The sequence below is a fragment of the Oceanobacillus sp. FSL K6-3682 genome, assembly GCF_037976165.1.
GTDB classification, from domain to species: Bacteria; Bacillota; Bacilli; order Bacillales; family Amphibacillaceae; genus Oceanobacillus; species Oceanobacillus sojae.
Genome location: NZ_CP150263.1, coordinates 1,409,199 through 1,427,789, shown reverse-complemented (window position 1 = coordinate 1,427,789; position 18,591 = coordinate 1,409,199). Strand labels below are relative to the sequence as shown.

Sequence of the window (18,591 nt, the reverse complement as noted above, 5' to 3'; positions counted from 1 at the left end):
CCCTTCCTATATGATGTAATAGACGCTTAAAATAACAAAAGTAAGTGCGCCTAATAGAAGCGAACTTCCGATTGTAATAATCGCCCCTTGCTTTTGGATCGTATTCGCAATCAGGCCGGGCACAATAACCCCAATTCCTCTAAATTCCAATATTTCAAATGGAAGCATTGGATAAGCGTAATCCAGGAGGAGCTTCAACACAATTCCTACCGACAGCATTGCTGCAAATTTTCTTCGTCCGTAAAGCAGCATAATGCGCGACAACCCATATGTAACAATGACATAGGTTAGAAGACTAATCCCAAAAATAACGGCGATAAATATAGGCTGGTCAAAAACCAGTGCTAAATATCCCGGCACAACCAGTCCAGCTGGTACAATGCCTGTTTTCTCTGAAAAAAGTAAGCTTAGAATCACTCCTAGCACGAGTGCAATATATAAATCTGAACCAAACATTCTATGATCCTCCTATTTCTGTGTGTGCTTGCAGTTTTTCAACTAAAGGTTCTGCCGCACCATGAACATTTCCAATCCCATAGATGATATTATTAGATGCTATCTCTATTAATGTTCCATAGATTTCGTCAGTTGACTTTCCCTGAAGATCAATAATTTGATTGACTTTGAGTCTTCCTGACCTCACCGCATTCTTAATTGGTTCTGCCTTTTCCCCAATCAACACGAGCTTATCCATCGGTATATGTGGTAAAACATCATCTGCAAATTGGATAGTCCGATCCACGCGATCTTCCCGGCAGTTCATTACAACAATTGGAGATTTTGCAGAATAGCCTTGAGACACTACATTTTTCCAAATATTGATTGTTGAGGATGGATCGTTAGCCGCAAATCCATTGACAAAATATGCTGATTTGCTTCCCTGCTTCAAATGCTTAATCCGCATTGCACCTGGATCTGGCTGGGCCTTAAGCATTCCTCGAAATGCCGTTTCTTCATCAATATCCAATGCTTCAGCAACTGCTAATGCCAGTGAAGCATTTTCCGGAAAGATCATATAATCAAATTTGCGTAAATATACTTCGGGGATTTTACTATTATCAGCAACAATCACCTTCGTATTTCTTTTTGCTGCTTCTTTTTTAAAATAATCTACATAGGGGCCTTGTGAAATAATTAAATGGCCATTATGCGGAATCGTAGCTGTAAAAGCCTCGGCAACTTCATCCAGTGTAGGTCCCATCACATCCATATGGTCTTCCAGCACATTAACAATCACACCAATGTTCGCCTGAAGCAGTTTTTCTTGAAATACAATTTGATAATCCGGGTTAACTGCCATACACTCGCTGACTAAAGCATCAGCTCCCAGCATTGCCGCTTTCCTTACAACCATTTTCTGTTCACCGATATTCGGTCCCTCGGGACGTCGCTGGATAGGCTCTTCCTCTGATGTATTCCAATAAATCATCCTTGCTGAAGTACCAGTTGTTTTACCGATGGTTTTATAGCCTGCCTCTTTGATAATACCTGTAATTAATCGCGTGACGGTTGATTTCCCACGGATTCCATTCACGTTGACCCGAATTGGCAGAGCATTCACATGCTTTTTATGGGAATTCCATTCCATAATACCGATAACCAGTGCAATCACGAGCACAATTGGAATTAATAACATAACTATATCCTTCCTTTACCATTCATCAAATCAATAAAAACACAGATTTTCACTCTTAAAATTCATCCGTTGAAGTATTTAGACACATATTGACAATACCTAAGATATTTTAACAAAAAATATATACTTTACTATAAAAATCCCTTTTTTTATTCTATTTGTAATATCTGAGAATAAACTGACTCTCTAATGTAATAATGTTGCAGAATAAATACACTTAGCACGTGCATATTGTTTACACTAAGGAATTCATATGAATTGAATGCTTGCTTGAGGTTTTCATTCTAACTTGAAAAAATATTCAAACAATGGATTTCATTTCATTGAGGCAAATTTGTAAGATTTATTAGCCAATTTATGACTGTTGATTAAGTAACTATGAGCTTTGGGTTTTTCCAAAATCTTTATATTACTTTATTATTGCTTCATTGAATCCAATATGCGCTCATAATACCCTACTTCCCAAAAATACCTATTCCCAAACTTAACTTTTAAATTGAAAAAATTTACTAACCAACAGAACAAATAGCCTGAAACATAAATGCAATGAAAACAAACATAAAAACAGGAGCAGAAATAAAAATTTCCTGCTCCTGTTTTTTATCTAAGATTCTATTATGCTTCTTTTTTCACAAAATACTCTTCCTGTAAAATCCCCATATGAATAATGTCATGCCACTTACCATCCCGAAATAGCGTCTGTCTGCTTTTCCCTTCCAATTCAAAGCCTATTTTTTTATATAAATGAATCGCCCGCTCATTAAATGAAAATACCCGCAAGGAAACTCTATGCAGGTTCAGTTCATAAAAAGCGTAATCCAGCAGCAGTAACAGCCCTTCCTTTCCATATCCTTTTCCCCAGTATTCTTTCTCACCAATATCAATAATACATTCTGCATTTCGGTTTTTATAATCCATATTAATTAAAGAAACAATACCGATAGATGTTTCACTTTTCTTATCTACCAAAATATACCCTTTTGAAGTATCCGATCCCAAAATAGCATATTCTACAAATTCTTCTGTCGCTTTCTTGGGATAGACATCTAAAGAGGGGCTGGTTGAGTGCATTACCTCTACATCATTTCTCCATTTGTGATAAAGTTCTGTATCGTCTTTTGTTATCTTCCTTAACTTCACTCTTCTAGATTCAAACAACATACAATCACTCCTTATCTGCCGCATGAGGGCAAACAATATTTTCTAAAGAAAAAAGCAGGATGGATAATTGCTCTTTTACTTTCGTTTGCTCATTCCCAAGCTGAAAAGTGTCCAGCATCAGCCCATTTATAAAAGAAATAATATATCTGGCAATCGTATCAGCAGGCTGCTGCAGTTGAAATTCTTTTTTGTACACTCCCCAGTTCAGCACCTCTTCTATCAATCTTGTCATTTCATTATAACGCTGTGAAATATATGGGAAATCTTCTGCATGCTTTACATAATTGGAGGACAAAAAGAATTCTGCTTTAGCCTGAACTAATGACTGATGAGTATTTTCAATAGCCTCCTGCTGCATTTCAAACCATTGCTTCAACTGCGGCCAGAGCAGCTCATCATCCGAGGCTTCAAAAAACTGCATATCGTCATAGTCGTCTTCTTTTAAAACCTCCATAAACAAATGATCAATATTATCAAAATAACTGTACATTGCTCCTCTTGATATGCCTGCTTCGTTCATAATATCCTGCATGGATGTTTGCACATAGCCCTTCCGGATAAACACTGTTTTCGCTGCCTGAATCAACTTCTTCTTTTTTTCTTTTTTATAGGCTTCACTTACCTTTGGCATAGAATCACCTCAATTAAAATAAAAAACTATACATGATTGTCTTTTTTATTATAACGACAACTATGTATAGTTTTCAAGCTTTATTTTTATCTTATTATAATGCAGAAATAGAAATAATTAGATTTAGCATAACTTATTCAGGTATAACTCTCTCTTTGATAGACAACTTCACCACCAACGATGGTCATCTCTACCAGGTCATCTGATAAATGAACAGATGAATCAAGCGGGTTTTGGTTTAATACTGCAAAATCTGCAAATTTACCTTCATTAATGCTGCCTTCATTCTCGTCGGTACCATTTAATTTAGCAGCATCTACAGTCATCTTTCTGTAAGCTTCGATTCTTGTCAGCTTTTGATGCTCACCAAGTATTTCTCCCTGTCTTGTTTTGCGCTCCACGGCAATCCGGATAGAATCTAACGGCGAGATATCTGTAACAGGACAATCGGAATGGATCGTGAATGTCATCTCTGTATCTTCCGCCCATCGGACAGGGTCCAGATTTTGTACTCTTTCCGGTCCTAAAAAGTACTTTTTATGAATATCTCCAAAGTAGTAAATATGATTCGTAAAGAATGATCCGCCAATTTGATGCTTTGTCATTTCTTCAATATCCTCTTTATTTACTGTTTGCAGATGCTCGATTCTGTTCATTATATCAGTCGTTTTTGTCTGGGCTGTTGCTTTATAAGCCTCTATCACTGTCCGTGCAGCCTTGTCCCCATTTGCGTGGGTAATCAATGGATAACCAAGCCGCCGGAAATGATTAAAAAGCTCTTCCATCTCTTCTTTTTCAATTTGTAAATCATCTGATGATCCCCCATCATAGTAATTACCGCGGATAGCTGCTGTATGCAGCTGAATAGAGCCATCACTGAAAAATTTAGCGCCAGCCAAGGTGCTGTACCCGTTACTGAGCGACTCAAATTTCTCCTTCAGCTCATCTGCGTTAAGGTTTTGAAGCTTTGGTTCATGAAGAAGCAGCTGATACGTAATCGCCCACCTTGTCCGAATACTTTGCGGCGTCTCCAAAAATTTCAGCACTGCTTCATAATCATCCATCCCGGAGAAAATACCGACTCCCATTTCTGTCGTATTGGTTATTCCTCTCGCTTGATAAGCCTTAACTCCTGCTTCGATATCTGCTGCCAGCACATCTGCTTCTGCTTTTGGAAGTACTGCTTTGACTTTATCCAGCGCCGGAAATTCAAACAACACTCCGTTAACCAGACCATTTTCATCACGTTCATATCGTCCGCCCTTAGGATCTGGATCATTTAAACCGACTCCCATTATTTCCAGTGCTTTTGTATTAACTGCACCCATATGTGCTGAACTCTGCTGAATATAGATGGGAATTTCTTTTGAAATTTGGTCTAAGTCAAAACGGTTTGGATGGCGTCCTTCAGCAAGTTCAAACTCATTATAGCCGTACCCCCGCAGCCATCCATCGAAGGTGATATCTTCCTGCTGTTCTTTAAATTTCTCAATAATATCGCTGATACTCTTCACATTTTCAGGAGAGCAGTTCAGCTGCTTGCGAAAACTGCTATACATCACCAAATGGCTGTGCGTATCAATAAAACCGGGTGAAAGCCATTTACCTTTTAAATCCAGCGCACTATTATTTTCTATGGTTTTATTCTGCTCTGTTATCTTTTTTATCCGGCCCTCTGAAAGCTCGACAGTAGCCAGATATACTCTATCCTTCAATAAATCCAGTACATTCGCATTAATTATTTTATTTACAGTCATTTATTCCAGCTCCTTTGCAAGTGTTTTTTCATCTTCAAGCTTATGACGCATTGCCGTCTTCACCACTTCAGATTTATCATGAGATGTGAGTAGACTCGCTACTACCAGCAGGACAAAAGAGAATGTATAGCCTGCAAGTGCCTGATCAAAGGGCATACCCGTATACGGATAAATCAATATAAATATTAATGAACCGATCATGCTGATGAACACGCCTTTTTTGGTCACGCGCTTCCAGAACATAATTGCTAAGAATGGAAAGACAAGAATGACACCATTCACCATTAAGGCCCAACGATATGCATCATTAATATTCGTTATAAACACTGCTGCACCAGTACCTAAAATAGTTACAATCGCCACGGATATACGAGATACAAGCAGCAGCTTCGCGTTCGTAGCTTTTGGATTTATCAGCCTTTGATAGAAATCACGGGTTAAGTTGCTTGCTCCCTGCAAATTAAAAGAAGTCGCACCAGTCATCAATGCCGCAAGCAGTGCAACAAAAATAATTCCGGCTACAGGTGCGGGCAGTAGTTCATTGGTCACATAAGAAAACACCAGATCCTGATCCATATTCAAATCTACAAATTGCCTTGCAGAAACTCCGATTAAAAATGGAAAAAATGAAATTGCAGCAACAATTAAATGGCCAGTAATTCCTGCGGTCAATGCTGTTTTTTCATCCTTGGCTGCAAAAATACGCTGCCATGTCGACTGCCAGACAAGATAGAATGGTCCAACTGATAATGCATACAGTAAAGTGTCCGATAATCCATCAGGACTGATTGGACTCAAGTATTCAAAAGAAGTGTTGCTGAATAAATCTCCTAATCCCCCTACGTGAATAACAATTGTGACAGTAAGCACAATAAGGCCTAAAATAATAATAAGGGCTTGAACTGCATCTGTGATAATAGTGGCAGGCAATCCGCCTGGAATGGAAAACAGAAGAATTAATATCGTACTTACAATTAAACCTGTGTTTAAATCCCAGTTTAGCGTGATATTAAAAACGGTGGACATTCCTACCAGCTGAAGCCCTAGCGTAGGAACAGAATACACAATAGCAGAAGTAATGGATGGAACAATTCCAGTACGTCCGCCAAATCTGGCTGTAAATAAGTCTGCCAGGGTAAACAATTTTTGACGCCTTAGCGGTTTTGCAAAAAGGAAAACCAGCGTTAAGCTGAAAGCATAAGCCACGAGTGCAAATTTAAAATACCCCGAAAAACCGACAGTAAATCCAAGCCCTACCCAACCTATAAATACTGCAGCCCCTGCATTGGTGCTAATGATGGTTCCGGTAATTTTCCAAAATCCAGTGCTCCATGACCCGATCATGTAATCTTCATATGTTTTAATCTTATAGTAGTAATACCATGCAACCGCAATCATAATTCCAAAATATAGCGTGAAATATGTAATATACCAATACATTATTTTCCTCCCCTTTTTTTAAAATAATTTCATTATATACTATCACGTTTCATTTTTAAATTATTATCTATTTTTTCTGAAAATACTAGTCAAATAGAAACCCTTATCAACACTACTCAATATATAATCTAGTAATTTTAATACTCTATTTTACAATTAAAACCATTCCAGTTTTGGAGATAATAATAAATCAGAAAAACATTCTCAAAAAACTTCTTGTATTTTTTATTCAGAGTAATATAATTTATTTCGTATGTAAAAAATAATACAATATCACCCGCTTCTTAAGGAGAGAGAATAAATATGGACAATATTCATTTAAACAAGGTGGATGCAGCTGATTTAGGCGAGGTTACGCTTTTAGTCGGCGATCCGGCAAGAGTAGAATTAATCTCCAGTGATTGGGAGCAGTCTAAATTAATTTCAAAAAACCGTGAATTTATTTTAGTCAGCGGTATTTGGAAAGGAAAAAGAGTTTCCATATGCTCCACAGGTATCGGAGCCGGTTCAACAGAAATTGCGATTATCGAATTAATCCAGAGCGGTGCCAAAAAGTTTGTACGTTTAGGGGGGTGCGGCGTATGGAGTGACATGCTGTCTCCTGGAGATTTACTCCTGAATCATGCAATGGTCAGAGATCCCGGTATGCTCCATCAATATGTCAGTGATGTGTATCCTGCTGCAGCAGATCCAGCTTTATTAGCGACCATTCAATCGCAGGCAGAACGAAATGGACTAAATGTACATACAGGCATTGGAATGACAACCCAAAGTTATTATCTCGGCCAATCGCGTGAACACGGGGTTAAAAATGGCCCGCAGCCTGATCAAAGCTTTATGAATTACTGGAAGGAAAGACATATTCTTAACTGTGAAATGGAATCAGCTGTACTATTCATCTTAGCATCGCTTTACCAAATACCAGCTGCAAACTGTCTTGTTGTTCATGTTAGCCGTATGAACGACCAGTGGGTTCCTGATGAAGATTACAGAGAGCTGCATAAAGAAGCAGCAAAAATCGTTTTAGATGCTTGCATCTGATGAAGCAGACTTTACTAGAAAAGGCGTGATACAACACCATGGGAAATACAATAGAAAGCAGTAAATATAAAAAGAAAATTCTAGCATCATCCATGCTTGGACTAGGTCTGGAAAGTATGGATATCATGTTCCTCTCATTTGTTTTAAGTTCCATCATTGCAGAATTCGGTATTTCTTCGGCAGCCGGCGGATCCATTGTTTCTATTACAAATTTCGGAATGCTGGTTGGAGGTGTCGTATTCGGCGTACTTGCTGATAAATACGGAAGAATCAGGATATTTACTTATACGATTTTTCTTTTCTCTGTAGCTACTGCTTTAATGGCCTTCGCAGATAATATTTATTTTATTTATATTTTAAGATTTTTAGCCGGAGTCGGCGGTGGTGGAGAATTTGGAATAGGTATGGCATTAGTTGCGGAAGTATTTGCAAAACAGAAGCGCGGAAGAATGACTTCATGGGTGACAATCGGTGGACAGCTTGGCGCAATAGCTGCCGCTCTTTTAGCTGCTCTTATTATTCCATTGTTTGGCTGGAGAGCATTATTTATTACAGGTATCGTCCCTGTACTGCTCATCTTTTATGTCAGAAGAAATTTAGGCGAAACCGAAGAATGGAAAAAAGCACAAACAGAAATCAAAAAAGGAAAAAAGAAAGACAGCTCCTTATCCAAGCTGTTCAATACACCTAAACGGGCGTACACTACGGTTGCATTGACTATTATGTCCACTGTCCAGGTAGCCGGATATTTCGGATTAATGAACTGGCTGCCATCTATTTTACAGGAACAGCTGGGATTAAGTGTTTCCGGTTCTTCCCTTTGGATGATAAGCACCATTATCGGAATGTGTCTGGGAATGCTTTTGTTTGGCCAGATATTAGACCGTTTTGGCGCCAAAACATCCTACGGCATTTTTCTTATTGCATCTGCCGCTTCTGTCTTTTTATATGTCTTTGCGCAAAGCGCTGTTACCATATTGATTGGCGGAGTGATTGTCGGCTTTTTCGCAAATGGAATGAATGCAGGTTACGGCGCACTGATCAGCAGCTTCTACCCGACAGAAATCCGAAGCACTGCAAATAATACTATTTTTAATACTGGACGGGCAATTGGCGGTTTATCCCCTATCGCAATTGGATTCTTTTTAGATAATTACAGTATAACAGCAGCAATGGCATTCTTATCTACTTTATATATGATTTCCCTGATAATTATTTTGACGCTTCGAAATAACCCTCTGAAAGGGATGAAGCACAGGGAAAAGAATGCATAGATAAAATTTTAACAAGCAGCAAGATCCTGATTTCATTCCTTCATATTAGGAAATGAAACCAGGATCTTCTTCGTTCTGCTCTTTCCTTCTTCGAAAAATTATCATTTCCCCTATCATTTAATCTCGTTTAAACAGCAGCCAAAGGTAAAAACAGCCTGTAATAGCAAAAGCCAGCCACAAATTTATATAATCACCAAAAAGTAAAACAACTGTACCTGTTCCAACTCCCAGCATAAATACAGTGATTCCAATTAATAGAGTAAAAAAAGTATGTAAGGCTTCTTTATTTTTATGAAATACTGCTAAATAAAGATTATTCATAAGGTTCTTTGTGTTACCAGTCATAATCCCGTTATTTATACTGGTTGATTTGATTTTACGAAATACTGTCAGTTCATATCCTGCCAGTAAGCCTAATAGAAAGCCGATAACAGATGGCCCGATGTTTTGCTGTATGACGGCGAGTATAAACAGGAATACCATCTGAAGAAAAAGATAGATACGATACTTCCTCCAGCCATATGCTTTAAAGCGCTCTATAATTCCTTGAGCTATAAATGCTCCAAGAGCAAAGCCAATAAATGAGGAGATATGGACTAAGGCGTCTGGAAAATTTCCTTCAAACAGCTTGGCAGCCAAAACAACCATATTTCCTGTTTGTGCACTGGCAAACAATCCATCCTGGGTTAGAAATGTATATGCGTCAATAAATCCCATTAGAAAAGTGGAGAAAACAGTTAATATAGTTAAAATTTTATTTTGATTGATTTCATGTTGCACCCTTTATCACCCCTTTCCTAGGTTATGGAATGGATAGAATAATAGCTTTTTATATTCTTTGCAATTCATGAAAAAGCAGAACCTAGCCCCGAATAATTTATACTATATTCTTTTAAATAGGAAATATACTTAGTTTAAGACTTCTTGTTTCAGTTGTCCAACAAAGAAATAAACTGTAGTATAAAGAAAAGGTCTTCAAAGCAAGGAAGTTTATTTATCAATTAAGAAGGCAGCATAATATGGGGAAGGACATAAAATATTCATGGAGAAGCTACTGCTGTTTCATAACGAGTGTATTGCCGGTATTTTTCTCATATCGTACCTGAGTCCGTTGGGTCTTCATTGAGCTCTGAAAATTTACTGTTCATGATTATATGCCCTGGTTGGGATGAATATTATCGCTATTATTTTTCTCTTCATTACCTGGAGAAATAAAGAAGAAAAAAGACAATTGCTGTTCTCTCACTTATTCTGACGATTTTTAATTTGTTTTCTACCGCCGGCTTTATTTGGAGTATTTCATTGTTCACCAATCTGTCCTAAATTAATTTTCTTCAAAAGAAATTGCTTTTCCAAAAAAGATTTTATTCTTCTTTCCTGAAAAAGCAATTATATACTAATGTTCTTTACGGTTCACATATCGTCCATAATCCGGCACAGCAGTCTGATCAAAAGTATCCACTAATTTCGCCAGTCCTGCAGACAGTTCTTCCTCATGCACCGGTTCTCCATGGCCGGTTACTGCAATTGCAGGTTTTAAAGCTTCCAGTGTTTGAACAGATTTCTTTGCTGCTTCCCAATCTGTTGTAAAATATCTTGGTGGTCCATGTACTTCTCTATCCTGTATCATCACTTTATATAAGGAATCCTGTTTTACCGTAACAAATGCATCTCCAGCAATCAGGAAACGATCTGCATCTCTGTATAAGGAAATATGGCCTGGAGAATGGCCTGGTGTATGTATCCATCTCCAATCAGGCATCCCCGGTATACTTCCGTCAGACGGAATCTCCAATATGCTGCTTCCCAAGTTAATTGGATCGTTAGGAAATATGGCAGAAGCCTTTGCAATTAATCCTCCTTCTACGCCTGGGTCAGGTTCTGGATAGCTCTCTTTTCCTGTCAGGAAAGGAAGCTCTAATCTATGAGCATAAACAGGTATCTTCCAATACTTTACTAAATCAACAACTGCTCCCACGTGGTCAAAATGACCATGTGTTAAAATAATTGCTTTTGGAAAATTGCCTTTACCAAAACGCTCCTCAGTTACAGCTATAATTTCATCTGCTGATCCAGGCATTCCAGAATCTACCAATACAAAATCCTGTGTGTCCGGATTTCCTACAAAGCAGATATTAACAATCTGAACCGTGTAACAATATATATTTGGCAATATTTCTAATCCTGCGCCACTATTCACTGAGGTTGCCGGGATATATTTGTAATCATCTCCGTAAGAAATATCTTTGTCCATTTTCTTATCTCCTCCTATATTAGGAAACATTTATTATATAGATACTTTTCCATTCTGTTATAATTTTTATTCTTTAGGATGGAATGCTTCTAAAAATGTCCGGTTAAAAAGAAAGCTGTACGATACTGCAGATTAAAACTTTTTTGAATCCTCACATACTTTTTTCCATTATTTAACTAATAATTAGCTGATTTTGAAAATAGAATTTATAATAAAATATGTTATAGTAAAACAGAGAAAGGGGTTTTATGATGTCTAAAAGATTTCTGATAATTATTGTAACTTTACTGATTGCTATTGCAGCTATTTTATTTGCAGCCCGATCCCAGACCGCCCCCAATACTATTTCATATGCTGACCCTGCAGGCTTATTAATTGCGATAGGAATGGTCGTTGTGCTATTTCTTCCGCCATTACTTTTATCATTCTTTCATAATTCTATTGTTAGAACGATTTCTGCCGTCTACCAGATATTCATTGCGATTGCTTTTATAGGGCTCATCCCAGCAGCCATTTTTGCATCAGCTGGAATCGCTGTTACGATTGCAGCAATTGCGGGAACACTTACAAGTATTGCAAGTATTTTTGTAACTTTATTTGCAGGAAAAAGTAAAAATACATATAGTTTCTAAAAAATGGATTAGATTTTGTCTTATCCATTTTTTTCATAATGAAATGGATACAAAAGATATACGTTCCTTTGTTAAGCACAAGCTGTCATAATATATATAGAACTATTCACAACTTTTTCGTCTCATAAAAAAGGAGGAATCATGATGTGGAATCAAAATATATTAACCGAAAAAATTGGCATTCGCTATCCGATTATCCAGGCAGGTATGGCCGGAGGTATAACAACACCAGAGCTCGTTGCTGCAGTGTCTAATGCGGGCGGACTTGGTACACTTGGCGCAGGCTATTTGAAGCCGGAACAGACACGGGAAAGTATCCAAAAGATAAAACAGCTGACTGATAATCCCTTTGCAGTCAATTTATTTACGCCGGAAACACCAGAAGTAAATGATACTGAAGTAGCGCAGGCTAATGAATGGCTTCTTCCATTTCGCGAAGGATTACAGATCTCTGAAGCTCCCGAAGTAAAAGAAATACAGACTGCTACTTTCGAACAGCAAATCCAAATTATTATTGAAGAGCGGGTCCCTGTATGCAGCTTTACATTCGGGATTCCCTCCAAAGCTGTTCTTCAGCAGCTGAAAGAAAATCATATTATAGTAATGGGAACAGCAACAACTGTTACAGAAGCAAAAGCTAATGAAGAAAGTGGATTAGATATGGTTGTTATGCAGGGAAGCGAAGCTGGCGGACACCGCGGAACATTTTTAAATTCTTTTGAAGATGCAATGATTGGGACAATGGCACTTATTCCGCAAGCCGCAGATCAGGTAAATATTCCACTGATTGCTGCGGGCGGAATCTCCGATGGAAGAGGTGTACTGGCATCCTTCGTCCTTGGAGCTCAAGGAGCTCAAATGGGGACCGCGTTTCTTTCCTGCTTCGAAAGTGGCGCAAATACGCAGCATAAGCAGGCTGTCCTGAACATTGAAGAGGATCAATTGACCATAACCTCGGCCTTTAGCGGTAAGCCTGCACGGGGTATTCGGAATGATTTCATCAAAAAGATGAAAAAACATGAAAAGCATTTACCGCCGTATCCAATTCAAAACACCTTAACCAAGCAGATCCGAAGTGAAGCTGGAAAGCAAAACCGTACGGAATGGATGTCATTGTGGTGCGGTCAAAACCCGCGATCTTGCAAATCACAGTCAGTGGACGAACTAATTACTTCCATTGTTTCACAAATTGAAAATATGCAAAAGTAAAAGAAAAAATGCTTCTTAACGAAAAAAGCAGGATGCCGTTCATTTTTTGAACAGTATCCCGCTTTTTTATTTTATGCCTTTTCTGGTGTGAGATTTTCTTGTTGTAACTCTGTTTTTTCCGCTTGAGTTGTTCTGCCACGTTTAATAAAGAATGCAAGAATCAACCCGATAACGGCGAATACCGTTGAGACCATAAAGGCATCATTGATTCCTGTAACCTGTGCAAGATGCGCAGCATGCACCATGTCTTGCTGATTTGCAGGATCAAAATGATTTTCCGCAATAATACCTTCGATACTATTTTTTGCCTGATTAGTCATTACAGTAACCAGAAATGCAGTACCTATTGCACCCGCAACCGAACGGACAGTGTTCACCATTGCTGTGCCATGCGGATGAAGTCTTTGTGGAAGCTGATTCAATCCGGCTGTCATAATAGGCATCATAATCATAGACATTCCAAACATACGAATTGTATAAATAGAAATGAGGTATGCATAACTTGTTGTGTCTGTCAGCTGCGTAAATAAATAGGTTGTAATAACTGTTATTGTTAACCCTGTAATCGCAAGCGGACGTGCACCAATTCTATCAAATACTCTACCGGTAATCGGCGACATAATCCCCATGACAATCGCTCCCGGCATCAGCATCAGACCTGAATTCATTGGACTGACACCTAACACATTTTGTAAATATAACGGAATTAACAGCATTGGAGCAAACATAGCTACTGTAATTGCGATATTAATTACCGTTGTCAGTGAAAAAATACCATCCTTGAAAACCCGAAAATCAAGCATTGGGACCTCTGCTTTAAGCTCGCGTATTACAAACAGAGTTAAACTTACAAATCCGACTACTAATCCTGTAATTACCGTTGCATCTGTCCATCCATTTGTTCCAGCAGTACTAAATCCATACAAAATGCCGCCAAATCCGAGCGTTGATAGAATAATTGCTATCACATCAATTTTCGGGAAGGTCTGTTTTGTAACGTTTTTCAAGAAAATTGCTCCAAGAATAATCGTTAAAACAGCAATTGGGAAAATAATGTAGAATAATAATCTCCAAGAGTAATGCTCTACGACAAACCCTGATAATGTTGGACCGACAGCAGGTGCGAAGATAATAGCAATACCGATAACTCCCATTGCTCCTCCGCGTTTTTCAACTGGGAATAACGCTAATACAACCGTTGTTAACAACGGCATTATAATTCCCGCTCCAACTGCTTGAATTACCCGTCCAGCCATTAATATAGTAAAATCTGGTGCAATACCACAAATTAATGTACCAGCTGCAAATAGACTTATCGCCGTTAAAAACAGCTGCCTTGTTGAAAATTTCTCCATTAAAAATGCAGTAACCGGGATAAGTACACCATTAACCAGCATAAATCCGGTAGTAATCCATTGTGCTGTACTCTCTACAATATCTAAATCCTCCATTATCGAAGGCAAAGCCACATTCATCAATGTCTGATTCAAGAGCGATACAAATGCTCCCAGAATGATAACAGCCAGAATGGGCCCCTTTTTTATATTATTCATTGTTGATTCAGCCATAATTCCTTTCATCTCCTATTTCTTCTATATACTTATTTCTCTAGTAATTTTATCGTTGATTCTGATTTCAACTTTTATTTAGATTTATGTTAATCACTCAAGAAAAAAAGAATGTTAAAAATCACATTCCAATCTGCCAGTCATACCTATCTAGCTTCTAAGAGCTTTTACGTTGCCTGTAGAGTATTTAAAAATATCTCTACCCGATGGACCAGTGGTTGACACTCCTCTTCCTGAGCTAAAAACAATAGCAAGGATTTAATCAAAAACATTTTCGGTTTCTTCTCATAAATCTCTTTTTGCAATGATTGCATCGCTGAAATATACTCTTCTTTCTCCTCGTCATGCAGTGCTAACTTTTTCACTTTTTTCTCTAGTTCTTCCAAAAGCTGATTTATTTGTTCTTCTGGAGACTTCGAATCCAAATCTGCTTTATAAGCCTCGTACTCTTCCATTTTCCAAGGTGTCAAAACTGGCTCTGCGTCTGATGTATGATGAATCATCGTATCCAATCGTTCTATGACAAAACGGGCTACATCTTCAAAATCAAGCTCCTTATGATCCCGGAAAATCAGTGATATATATTCCTTCAATGTCCCCTGAAGCATTAGCGTAAGATCCCAGATATACGGCTTCACTTTACTTCCATAAGCCTCAATAAAGCAATCCTTATACCAATTCATCATGCTGATTCTGATTCTTTTCATGAGCAAAGAAATTTTCGGATTATCATGAGGCGGTAATGCCGTGAGCAGCATGCTCATATAATCTTTATTTTCACGAATACCGTCAAATTGTACCACAAGCTTTTGAATCAATTTTTCTTTCGGCGGCAGAGTTGAATCCAGACTAATATTTTCAGCCTGCCTCAGCATTTTTCTTTGATTATGGCGGATAACTTGAATCAAGAGCTCTTCCTTAGAATCAAAAAAATTATATAATGTTCCTTTGGAAATTCTGCATTCATTAGCGATTTCCTGAACCGAAGTGGCGGAATACCCTTTTTTAGAAAAAAGGTGAATTGCTGCTTGCATAATTTCTTCTTTTTTATCCATCTTTTGTCCCCTCTTTAAAACCCATCCTCTTCAGGTTCACACTTTCTGATTTTCGAGAAGCAGCTGAATGAGTTTACCAGTAATGCTTTTCCCTTCCATATGACCACTAAGTCAAACGAGAACTATTAAGTCACTGACATATTATAATTGACTACTCGGTTCTTTGTCAACCACTCAGTTCTTTAAATTAATAAATTCTTAATCGTATACACTAAAATAATTATATTAAGGCAGGTAAACATATAATATAAAGGATGGTTTAGTTTCATTACATTTTCACAGAGTACTTGATTAGGTGATGATTTCAATAAAAATGGGAGGAATACCGCTTGCTAGTATTCCTCCCATAAAATGTTAAAATGTCCACAGCTGACTGCTATCACGCAGCAGCTTCATAAAAATCTCCAATGTGTTCGTTTTGAACGGTGATTTCGTAATGATAGAAAACTCTCGTATAAAAGGAAGTCCTTTAATAGGAATAATCTTCAAATCGCCATATTTTACTTCCTTTTGAACAGCCCACTTTGAAAGCAAGGTAATACCTAGCCCAGCCGCAACGGATTCTTTAATAGATTGGGTGCTGCTAAAATGCATCAATCGAAAAGGTGCTATATCAAACTTTTGAAAGAATTTTTCTGTTGCTTCTCTCGTACCTGAACCGCGTTCGCGTACAACCCATGTTTCTTTTACTAAATCACTTAGCTCTATTTCTTCTTTATCCAGCAGCTTGTTTTCGGAAGAAGCAACGATGACCATTTCATCTTCCGCAAATTCCTCAGAAATAATTTCTTTCCTGTTAAAATGTCCTTCTACTATCCCTATATCCAACTGATGCGTGGCAACTAGATCTGCAATTTTAGCTGTATTTCCAATCGTTACAGCTGGTTCAATATTCGGATATCTTCCCAGCATGTCCGCAATTATTCTTGGAAGAACATATTCTCCAAAAGTGTAGCTTGCTCCAATTGTCAGCGGTCCATTAGCTCTGTTCACCAAGTCATCTACTAAGTTTTGCATCGTTGTATATAAGCCTGATATTTCCTTTGCATAATGATAAACAATCTCTCCTGCTTTATTTAAACGGACGTATTTATTACTGCGTTCCAATAAGCGCATACCTACACTATCCTCCAGTGCACGAATATACTGGCTGACTGCCGGCTGAGTCATATAATGCTCCTCTGCAGCTTTAGAAAAACTCTGCTTTTCTGCAACTGAGATAAATATTCGCAAATGATTGTCCATTCGTTCACCTTCTTTTATCTGTTTTTTCTATTATAACAATTTACTTATCTTATTTATTATAATAAATTATTTTTCTTATACATTAATGTTAGCTATGCTATGAAAAGGAGGTGCTTTTATGACTGCACAAGCATCACAACGAAAAAAACGATTCAAATTAAATTCTTCAGGAAAATGGGTTGGCGGCATTGGATTTACTTTTTTTATTGCCATGCTTGGATTCCTGTTAGCAAAAGTTCCCGGCTTTGACCAGGTTGGGCAGCTCGCCTGTGCTATTATCATTGCTGTTATTTACAGACAATTTTTCGGTTACCCGGAAGCATTGCGCTCTGGGATTACTTTTTCTTCAAAAAAACTGCTGCGCTTAGCTATCATTTTGTATGGATTGAAGCTAAATATTAATACCGTATTTCATGATGGGCTGGGACTTCTTGCACGTGATGCTTTTGTTATCCTATTTGCAATAGGCGTGATGATCTGGCTTGGTAAAATATTCAAAGCAGATAAAAATATTACTCTGTTACTTGGAGTTGGTACAGGGGTCTGCGGAGCTGCTGCAATTGCAGCTGTTGCCCCAATTATAAAAACAAAGGATGAAGATACCGCAATCAGTGTCGGGATTATCGCAATGATGGGAACTGTTTTTGCAATCGGGTATTCTTTAATACAGCCATTAGTGCCTTTGACACCATCGGATTACGGAATTTGGTCGGGAATAAGCCTGCATGAGCTTGCCCATGTAGCTATCGCTGCTGAACCTGCCGGAGAAGATGCATTAGCTGTTGCACTGCTCGCAAAATTAGGACGCGTATTTTTACTTGTGCCACTCTGTTTTATTCTAATTTATATTATGAGAAGCAAAAATAAAGGAGATCAGACACAAAGCAGAGTTGATTTTCCATGGTTCCTGATTGGTTTTATTCTGATGAGCCTTATTGGAAGTTATGTGGTTGGAAATATAATTCCTGTCTCCGATAGTGTAATGGAAGGTATTTCTGTCGCAACAACTTGGATACTGACAGCAGCTATGGTCGGATTGGGCTTGAATGTCAGCCTAAAAGACTTGCGGTCTAAGGCTTTGAAACCGCTGCTGGCAATTACTATTACATCTATTCTCCTTTCTGTTGCTGCTTATTTTATTATTTAAATGCTTTATAAAAACGGCTCTATGAAACATTCTTTCTTAATCCATAGATTGTGGTTATCTATGTTATTATAAATGGACAAATCAAAACCATTGGAGGTAATTGACATGTCCACGGAAGTTATACTAATTGCTGTTATTATTTTGGGAGGTATCTACCTGTTATCATTACGAATCAGAAATAAACACGTTGATGGACAGGAAAAAGAGCTGAAAACTCCAGAAGAAATTCTCCCTGAAGTTCAGCAAAGACTTGAATCGGGTGAGGATAAAATTAAATTGATTAAATTTGTACGTGTAGAAACCGGACTTGGGTTAAAGGAAGCGAAGGATCTGGTTGAGGGGAACTTTAAAATGAATACAGCTGATTCGGACACTGAACTTCAGCAAAAAGTAAAAGAAATGCTTCAATCTGGATCCGGGCCAATTAAAGCAACAAAATATGTCCGTGAGCAGACTGGATGGGGATTAAAGGAAGCAAAGGATTTTGTTGATAATGCTAACAGATAGTTAATAATCTGGAAAATAGTAAGCAGGACAGCCT

The 18,591-nt window shown here is 38.0% G+C and carries 17 protein-coding genes; 6 read left to right on the top strand and 11 right to left on the bottom strand.

The genetic code is table 11. The features are described 5' to 3' along the window. Positions 1-6: 6 nt before the first annotated feature. The 6 genes from pgsC to MHH51_RS07255 form a co-directional block, all read right to left on the bottom strand. Positions 7-456, bottom strand: coding sequence for a poly-gamma-glutamate biosynthesis protein PgsC (pgsC, locus tag MHH51_RS07280; protein ID WP_147209876.1), 450 nt, complete (start codon positions 454-456; stop codon positions 7-9). A 1-nt stretch (position 457) separates the two neighbouring features. Then, positions 458-1,636, bottom strand: coding sequence for a poly-gamma-glutamate synthase PgsB (pgsB, locus tag MHH51_RS07275; protein WP_156987380.1), 1,179 nt, complete (start codon positions 1,634-1,636; stop codon positions 458-460). A 615-nt stretch (positions 1,637-2,251) separates the two neighbouring features. Then, a complete protein-coding gene (locus tag MHH51_RS07270) occupies positions 2,252-2,797 on the bottom strand; it encodes a GNAT family protein (RefSeq protein WP_339285287.1) in 546 nt (181 codons plus the stop codon). A gap of 4 nt (positions 2,798-2,801) precedes the next feature. Beyond that, on the bottom strand, positions 2,802-3,428 hold the full coding sequence (locus tag MHH51_RS07265) for a TetR family transcriptional regulator (protein ID WP_339285286.1): 627 nt from the start codon (positions 3,426-3,428) through the stop codon (positions 2,802-2,804). A 137-nt stretch (positions 3,429-3,565) separates the two neighbouring features. Continuing rightward, the gene (locus tag MHH51_RS07260; protein ID WP_339285284.1) at positions 3,566-5,185 is read right to left on the bottom strand and encodes an amidohydrolase family protein; all 1,620 of its coding nucleotides are present in this window, start codon (positions 5,183-5,185) and stop codon (positions 3,566-3,568) included. Further along, a complete protein-coding gene (locus MHH51_RS07255) occupies positions 5,186-6,625 on the bottom strand; it encodes a sodium:solute symporter family protein (RefSeq protein WP_339285282.1) in 1,440 nt (479 codons plus the stop codon). A 303-nt stretch (positions 6,626-6,928) separates the two neighbouring features. Between MHH51_RS07255 and MHH51_RS07250 the strand changes: the two genes are divergently transcribed. Further along, on the top strand, positions 6,929-7,666 hold the full coding sequence (locus tag MHH51_RS07250; protein WP_339285280.1) for a nucleoside phosphorylase: 738 nt from the start codon (positions 6,929-6,931) through the stop codon (positions 7,664-7,666). Positions 7,667-7,704: 38 nt separating this feature from the next. Further along, complete coding sequence (locus tag MHH51_RS07245; protein WP_147209883.1) at positions 7,705-8,940, top strand: MFS transporter; 1,236 nt, start codon at positions 7,705-7,707, stop codon at positions 8,938-8,940. Between the two features lie 117 nt (positions 8,941-9,057). On the opposite strand, the gene MHH51_RS07240 is transcribed toward MHH51_RS07245, so the two are convergent. Further along, positions 9,058-9,720, bottom strand: a complete 663-nt coding sequence (locus tag MHH51_RS07240) for a YoaK family protein (protein WP_147209884.1) — start codon at positions 9,718-9,720, stop codon at positions 9,058-9,060. 616 nt (positions 9,721-10,336) lie between these two features. Next, positions 10,337-11,194 carry an MBL fold metallo-hydrolase gene (locus tag MHH51_RS07235; RefSeq protein ID WP_339285277.1) on the bottom strand — a complete coding sequence of 286 codons (858 nt, stop codon included), beginning with the start codon at positions 11,192-11,194 and terminating at the stop codon, positions 10,337-10,339. 251 nt (positions 11,195-11,445) lie between these two features. On the opposite strand from MHH51_RS07235, the gene MHH51_RS07230 reads away from it, so the two are divergent. Both MHH51_RS07230 and MHH51_RS07225 read left to right on the top strand, forming a co-directional pair. Continuing rightward, positions 11,446-11,826: a hypothetical protein gene (locus tag MHH51_RS07230; RefSeq protein ID WP_147209886.1), complete on the top strand. Its 381-nt coding sequence runs from the start codon at positions 11,446-11,448 to the stop codon at positions 11,824-11,826. A gap of 144 nt (positions 11,827-11,970) precedes the next feature. Then, complete coding sequence (locus MHH51_RS07225) at positions 11,971-13,035, top strand: nitronate monooxygenase (protein WP_339285274.1); 1,065 nt, start codon at positions 11,971-11,973, stop codon at positions 13,033-13,035. A 71-nt stretch (positions 13,036-13,106) separates the two neighbouring features. Here MHH51_RS07225 and MHH51_RS07220 read toward each other — a convergent pair whose 3' ends face one another. The 3 genes from MHH51_RS07220 to MHH51_RS07210 form a co-directional block, all read right to left on the bottom strand. Next, positions 13,107-14,603 carry a DHA2 family efflux MFS transporter permease subunit gene (locus MHH51_RS07220; protein WP_147209887.1) on the bottom strand — a complete coding sequence of 499 codons (1,497 nt, stop codon included), beginning with the start codon at positions 14,601-14,603 and terminating at the stop codon, positions 13,107-13,109. Between the two features lie 167 nt (positions 14,604-14,770). Beyond that, on the bottom strand, positions 14,771-15,658 hold the full coding sequence (locus MHH51_RS07215) for a TetR/AcrR family transcriptional regulator (protein WP_156987383.1): 888 nt from the start codon (positions 15,656-15,658) through the stop codon (positions 14,771-14,773). A gap of 354 nt (positions 15,659-16,012) precedes the next feature. Continuing rightward, positions 16,013-16,903 carry a LysR family transcriptional regulator gene (locus tag MHH51_RS07210; protein WP_339285272.1) on the bottom strand — a complete coding sequence of 297 codons (891 nt, stop codon included), beginning with the start codon at positions 16,901-16,903 and terminating at the stop codon, positions 16,013-16,015. A 118-nt stretch (positions 16,904-17,021) separates the two neighbouring features. Here MHH51_RS07210 and MHH51_RS07205 point away from each other — a divergent pair, with 118 nt between their 5' ends. Further along, positions 17,022-18,050, top strand: a complete 1,029-nt coding sequence (locus tag MHH51_RS07205; RefSeq protein ID WP_339285270.1) for a putative sulfate exporter family transporter — start codon at positions 17,022-17,024, stop codon at positions 18,048-18,050. A 105-nt stretch (positions 18,051-18,155) separates the two neighbouring features. After that, positions 18,156-18,557: a ribosomal protein L7/L12 gene (locus MHH51_RS07200; RefSeq protein ID WP_246145090.1), complete on the top strand. Its 402-nt coding sequence runs from the start codon at positions 18,156-18,158 to the stop codon at positions 18,555-18,557. The last annotated feature ends 34 nt before the right edge of the window (positions 18,558-18,591 follow it).